The 6441-nt window shown below is 59.1% G+C and carries 7 protein-coding genes and 2 pseudogenes; all 9 read right to left on the bottom strand.

Features of this window, described 5'->3' with window-relative positions:
• Positions 1-199: 199 nt before the first annotated feature.
• Positions 200-859, bottom strand: a complete 660-nt coding sequence (locus WCA53_RS17235) for an amino acid ABC transporter permease (protein WP_423912974.1) — start codon at positions 857-859, stop codon at positions 200-202.
• 93 nt (positions 860-952) lie between these two features.
• Positions 953-1744 (bottom strand): cystine ABC transporter substrate-binding protein, encoded by a 792-nt coding sequence (locus WCA53_RS17230; RefSeq protein WP_423912971.1) that lies wholly within the window; start codon positions 1742-1744, stop codon positions 953-955.
• 112 nt (positions 1745-1856) lie between these two features.
• A complete protein-coding gene (locus tag WCA53_RS17225) occupies positions 1857-2897 on the bottom strand; it encodes a quinone-dependent dihydroorotate dehydrogenase (protein WP_423912968.1) in 1041 nt (346 codons plus the stop codon).
• Between the two features lie 148 nt (positions 2898-3045).
• Positions 3046-3909, bottom strand: coding sequence for an arginyltransferase (locus WCA53_RS17220; RefSeq protein WP_423912965.1), 864 nt, complete (start codon positions 3907-3909; stop codon positions 3046-3048).
• Between the two features lie 198 nt (positions 3910-4107).
• Positions 4108-4248 (bottom strand): annotated as a pseudogene (locus WCA53_RS17215) (leucyl/phenylalanyl-tRNA--protein transferase); the annotation flags it as partial.
• A 265-nt stretch (positions 4249-4513) separates the two neighbouring features.
• A complete protein-coding gene (locus WCA53_RS17210) occupies positions 4514-4759 on the bottom strand; it encodes a hypothetical protein (RefSeq protein WP_423912963.1) in 246 nt (81 codons plus the stop codon).
• Positions 4760-5005: 246 nt separating this feature from the next.
• Positions 5006-5203, bottom strand: coding sequence for a hypothetical protein (locus WCA53_RS17205; protein WP_423912960.1), 198 nt, complete (start codon positions 5201-5203; stop codon positions 5006-5008).
• A 326-nt stretch (positions 5204-5529) separates the two neighbouring features.
• Positions 5530-6297 carry a leucyl/phenylalanyl-tRNA--protein transferase gene (gene aat / locus WCA53_RS17200; RefSeq protein WP_423912955.1) on the bottom strand — a complete coding sequence of 256 codons (768 nt, stop codon included), beginning with the start codon at positions 6295-6297 and terminating at the stop codon, positions 5530-5532.
• A 14-nt stretch (positions 6298-6311) separates the two neighbouring features.
• A pseudogene (locus WCA53_RS17195) lies at positions 6312-6441 on the bottom strand (NUDIX hydrolase); the annotation flags it as partial.

Below are 6441 nucleotides of genomic sequence, written 5' to 3'. Positions count from 1 at the left end.
TTGCGCGTTTGCAAAGAAATGAAGTCCCGCCCCGGATAGGGGCTAACAGAAATAAGCAAGAAAATACTACTTATGCAGAACGACCACGCTAGCAGAAGGACTCTATCCTAGCCCCACACTCGCCGCGGACAGCACCCCCCAAAGACCTAGCCCCACACTCGCCGCTAAAAGCACCGCCCCAACCCCAACCCCCCGGCACTCAGTGCCGCCCTGGTAATGCCAACCGATTCTCAAACCGCCGCTGCACGAATTCCATCACGCTACAAAGCACCCAATACACCACCGCCGCCGCGAGGTACAACGGCAACGGCTGATACGTCGTCGCAATCACCTCCTGCGCACTGCGTAGCAATTCCGTCACGGTAATGACCGAAACCAGCGAAGTATCCTTGATCAAACTAATGAGACTGTTCGACAGGCTCGGCACCGCGATGCGCAACGCCTGCGGTCCAATGACATAACGCAGCGTCTGCATCCGCGACAACCCCAGGCTATACGCCGCTAGCCACTGTCCCATCTGGACGCCCGTAACCGCGCCGCGCATGCTCTCCGACAAATACGCCGCCACATTCGCCGATAACGCAATCACCCCGGCCGGCGTCGGATCAAGCGAAATGCCCAAGCTTGGCAATCCGTAGTAAATCACAAAGATCTGCACGAGCAACGGGGTGCCACGCATCACACTCACATAGCAGCGCGCGACGCCGACGAAGAAGCGGTTATGGCTAATCCCCATCATCGCGAGGATCACACCCGCGATCAGCCCGAAGAACATGGAATAGACCGCGAACTTGATCGTCAGAACGGCGCCTTGCGCAAGGGCAGGGACGGATTGAACAAGCAGGGAGGTCGTGGACATGATGACAGGTGGACGCCGGAAGGTTGAAAACAGCAAGGGCGGCATCATTGGAAGACGCCGCCCCCGGGCTCCGCAATACGGAGTTTTGCTGGCTTACTGAGCAGGCTTCGTTACGTCGATACCAAACCACTTGTCCGATATCTTCGCGAACGTGCCGTCGGCCTCAAGCTGGGTCATCGCGTCGTCGATGGCTTTCTCAAACTTCGGATTACCCTTCTTGAACGGAATTCCCGACGGGTTGCCCGCGCCGACATTCGCGCCCGTACGCAGCGGCAATTGCGAATTCTTCATCAGGTACGCGAGCATCAACCGGTCATTGAGCGCTGCATCCAGACGGTTCGACGCGAGGTCGCGCAAGTATTCAGGCGCACCCGGATAAGTCTTCACGTCAATGCCGGGAACGGCCTTCGCCATATCCATGTAGTTCGTGCCGAGACCAACGCCGAGCTTCTTGCCCTTGAGGTCCTCAAGCGACTTGAACTCGCGCGGATCGTCCTTGCGCTGGATCAGCTGCGCGTTGGAGTACGTATAGGCCGGCGAGAAATCGAGCGTTTGCTTGCGTGCATCGGTAATGCCAACCTGGTTCACGATCACGTCGAACTTGCCGGCCTGAAGGCCCGCAATAATCCCGCTCCACTCCGTTGTGATGAACTCCGGTTTCACGCCGAGCTTCGCCGCGACAGCCTTGGCAATGTCCACGTCGAAGCCGACCAGTTCGCCTTGCGGCGACTTGGAATTGAACGGTGGGAATGTGCCTTCCAGGCCAATGCGCAACGTGCCGCGTGCCTTGACGGTATCGAGCAGGTCTTCCGCGTGAGCCGCGACCGAGAGCGACGCGCCGATCAGGCCAGCCACCAGCGCTTTCTTGAACAGAGACAGTTTCATGAACTTGTTTTCCTTGATGTCGTTGATTCGAAGTGCAGGATGATAGTCAAGCCGAAATGGCGTCTTCAGACCGTTTGCTCGTGTTCTTGTGGCTTCCCATTCGGGCAGCATTTCATATAGCCGCGCCTGGCTTCGCCAGTGATTCGATGCATTCGGTGACCAGCGCCGGTCCACGATAAATCAGGCCGGTATAAAGCTGCACGAGCGAGGCGCCCGCCGACAGTTTCTCGCGCGCATCAGCGCCCGACATGATGCCACCCACGCCAATAATGGGCACCTCGCTGCCCATCTCGGCGCGCAATTTCCGGATCACCGCGTTGGACGCCTCGAACACCGGTTTGCCCGACAAACCGCCGGCTTCGTCGCCGTGTTTCATGCCGCTCACCGCTGTGCGCGACAGCGTGGTGTTCGTCGCGATCACGCCGTCCATGCGATGTCGCAGGACGGTATCGGCTATGGACTTGATCTGTTCGTCGTCGAGGTCGGGCGCGATCTTGAGCGCTAACGGCACGAGCTTGCCATGCATGTCGGAGAGGCGTTGCTGCTTGTCCTTCAGCGCGCCAAGAAGGGCGTCGAGTTCGCCGGCGCCTTGCAACTGGCGCAGGTTCTTTGTATTCGGCGACGAGATGTTGATGGTCACGTAGCTCGCGAACGGGTACACGCGTTCAAGGCAATATAAATAGTCTTCGGCGGCGCGTTCCATCGGGGTATCGGCGTTCTTGCCGATATTCAGCCCAAGAATTCCGCGATAGCGCGCCGCCTGCACGTTGGCCACGAACTGATCGACGCCGCCATTGTTAAAGCCCAGCCGATTGATCAGCGCGTGGGCTTCGGGCAGGCGAAACATGCGCGGCTTCGGATTGCCCGGTTGAGCGCGCGGCGTGACCGTCCCCACTTCGATGAACCCGAACCCCAGCGCCGCCAGCCCGTCGATACACGCGCCGTCCTTGTCCAGACCCGCCGCCAGACCGACCGGGTTGCGAAAGGTGAGGCCCATCACGGTGCGCGGCGAATCAGGCCCGCGCTCGGCGAACATTCCGGCCACGCCCGTACGTCCGGCCGCTCCCAGCATGCGCAGCGTCAGATGATGCGCATCTTCCGCATCCATGCGAAAAAGTTGCGAGCGGGCAAGCGGGTAGAGGGAGCTGAACACGGGATAAGGCCGCGAGGCAAAAATTGGGACTCGCTATTTTAACGGCTTTGCAGGTGGGTCTGGAAAGACGTGTTTTGCTTCGTACGGCGAGTGTGCTGCGGCCAGGTTTAAAAACGCAAAAAGGGTCAGGCAATGGCCGTGAAAGACCTCAGCGACGCAGCCTTTCCGCCGCCATTTTTCCGGGCATCGGCGGAGTGCCGGCCGAGTGCATCGTTTCGGGATCGAGTAAGCCCCACTGTCCGTCGATCAATCCTTCGAGCGGCCTGAAGTTGGCCTTGTACGCCATCTTCTCGCTCTCGCGAATCCAGTAGCCGAGATAGACGTAAGGCAGATCGAGGCTGCGTGCCTGCTCGATTTGCCACAGGATGTTGTAGGTTCCGTAACTGGTGTGCGCCAGGTCGGGTTCGAAGAACGTGTACACGGACGAGAGACCATCGCCGAGGATGTCGATCATGCTGATCATGCGCAGCGTGCCGAGGGCGGCGGGTTCGACGGCGGGATCGGCTAACGAACCGGGGGCAGGGACGGCGGTGTCCACAGGCTCGCGAAACTCCACCAGGCGTGAGTTGATCCGGCTTTGCAAAAGGAACTGCTCATATTGGTCGCGGCTATCGCGATCCATGCCGCCGCCCGCATGCCGCGTCGACTGATAGCGCATATAAAGTGCGTAGTGCTCTTCGTCGTAATGCAGCGGCGCCACGCTCGCGACCAGTCCGCCGTGCTGTTTCCAGACCCGCCGCTGGGTGCGATTCGGCAGGAATCCCGCGATCGGCAGCCGCACCGGCACGCACGCGCGGCAACCGTCGCAATAGGGCCGGTAGGTGAATACGCCGGAGCGCCGGAAGCCCGCCTTGACAAGTTCGGTGTAGACGTCGGAGTTGATGAGGTGACTGGGCGTCGCGACCTGCGAGCGCGCCACGCGGCCGTCGAGATAGCTGCACGGATAGGGCGCCGTTGCATAGAATTGCAACGCCGAAAGCGGTGAAAGCGGCAGCTCATTGGGGTGAGTCACGTTGGCAGCTCTCGAAAAGCGTCTGGCTGGCTTTCCCGCGGGACCGGGCCGCGCCGGCAGTTCGCCCCGTCGATGGAAAGTCCGGTTTTGTCCCGGCAATGTCCGCTACCCATGAGTCGTGCGAACCACGGCCCGGACGCAGGTGCATGCATGAATACGTACGCGAAACGTCTGGCTCACTTCGCCTCCCGGAGCGTATCAAGTAACGCGGATTATTGAACGTCCAGGAATTTGTGCTTCGCTTACAACTTCGCGCAGATGTCTCACAAATGCCTTGCGATCGATCTCCCGGCCGCCTGGCGACGCCAGATACGCCGTATTCTGCTGGCGGTCTATCAACAGCGGGAAACGAAAATCGTTATATATCAATGGGTTGGAAACTCGCTTCTGGCAAAAAACTGGCCTAAATGGTGACATAAAAGGTAACACGAAAATATCACTTAGAGGTGGCGGTGAACAAAGCTCAGCAACCAAATCATTGAGCGAACGAAATCTATCGCTAATGATGAGTATATTGCGGACGGCGACAGCCTGTTCCTTCGCGTGATGCCGAATGGGACCAAAACGTTTTGCGGACTGGACCGAGGCGCGAAGGTAAAGCACCCTATTTGGCTGCGTCGAACCCTTTTTGCGTCAAGAGAAGGCTGTGGCGTGGAGTCAGTTCCAGCCAGCCTTCGTCGATCGCGTGTTGCATGCCGGGTTCCATGTCGAGACGATTCAGACCCTGGTCTTCGAACGCCATCGCGATAGTCAACCCCGTGAGGCTGTCCCCGACCGCAATACGATGCGTCTTCACGAACACGGACAAAACCTGCTGCGCTGCTTCTTCCGCCGTCACTGCCTGTGGCATGGCGTCTCTCCAAAAACACTCACTATACCGAACAGGGACGCGGCAATCCTGCGCTGGCATTCGCGCAGCACGCGCATTGCCTCTCAGTCAAAACGAACCCGAGACGTCCGGCTCATAGCCTATACCCCGTCGATAGCATGGTTCTTGTCGCGAGGAAACACGCAAGACGAGCAAGCGGCGCGGGTGAAGCGATCCGGGCGCATGGGGTTCGCGCCGCTACCCTGTGAGCAAGTTTGCCGTTGGCTGTTATTGCACCAGCTTCGGATGGGCTGCCATGACTTGCCGAATCTGCGGACGCATGGCGGCGCGACAGTCATCCGTTACCAGCGTTTTGCCGTCTTCGATCCCGTATTTCGCCGCCAGCCCCTGCATCCTGTCGATGATGCCATCGGTGGCCTCATTTGACGTGCAATACGACGCTGCATCGTGTCTTTCGCGTAGCATCGACCCCGTGATCGAAGCGTAATCCGGTCGCAGTAGCGTTTTCGATTCGGACGGCTTTCGCGCTGCAACTTGGTCAGCCGCTCCTGCCATGCAGACGGAGGTTGCGTTGATCAGCACTGAGCATGATGCCGGCAAGGCTTGCGCGCTCGCCGCGGTAGCAATGCAACAAAGGGTAATGCTGAGACTCAATTTACGAAACATGTCATCCGCTCTTTTGATTGTTATTGACGCTGTTTAACGGCACCAATCCCTATGAAATTCAGCCCTTTATTTCACTCTCGGTTCTGCACAAGTCCGAGGAAATCGTAAGGCATTGATTGAAAATACTATTCACTTATTTCATGCCGAATAGAGCTGATAGATTGCTCCCGGAGCGTATCCAGTAACGCGGATTTATTGAACGTCCAAGGAATCGGCGCTTCGCTTACAACTCCGCGCAGATGTCTCACAAATGCCTTGCGATCGATCTCCCGTCCGCCTAGCGACGCCAGATGCGCCGTATTCTGCTGGCAGTCTATCAACTCTATTTTATGGTGGCGCAAGTGTCCGACGAGTCCGGCCAGCGCGATTTTCGAAGCGTCGGTGCGATGCGCGAACATGGATTCACCGAAAAACATCCGCCCGAACGACACGCCATAAAGGCCGCCTACGCGCTTGCCTTCAAACCACGTCTCGATACTATGCGCGAGGCCATCGCGGTGCAGGGCCGAATACGCGTGCACGATCTCCGCCGTTATCCACGTGCCGCGTTGGCCTGGGCGCGGCGTCTCGGCGCACGCACGCATCACGCCGGCAAAATCATGATCCACGCGAATTTCCCACGACGCGTCGCACAGCACGCGCTTGAGCGTCTTGCGTAGGGAATTGGAGACTTTGAATTCGTCGGGAATCAGCACCATGCGTGGATCGGGGCTCCACCAGAGCACTGGCTGGCCGTCCGAATACCACGGAAAAATGCCGTTGGTGTACGCCTCGACGAGCCGGGCCGCCGACAGCTCGGCACTCGCTGCGAGCAAGCCGGGCGCGCCGCTCGTCTCGCCGAGCGCGCGCTCGACGGGTGGGAACGGGTCGTCGGAAGCGAGCCACGGAACCATAACGCGTCAGGCGCTCAGCCGTCGCGCAGCGAACGGAAAATGTCGCCGGTGTGCAGCGCATAATTTCCGGCGGCGCGGTCGGCGAAGAAAAAGCGCAGCGTCTGGCCGACGGTCGGAAACGCGATCTCGTTCCACGGAATCTCG

The organism is Caballeronia sp. (assembly GCF_049581465.1).
In the GTDB taxonomy this organism is placed as follows: Bacteria; Pseudomonadota; Gammaproteobacteria; order Burkholderiales; family Burkholderiaceae; genus Caballeronia.
Note: the sequence above shows the minus strand (reverse complement) of the source record. Positions and strands in the feature narration are given on the sequence as shown.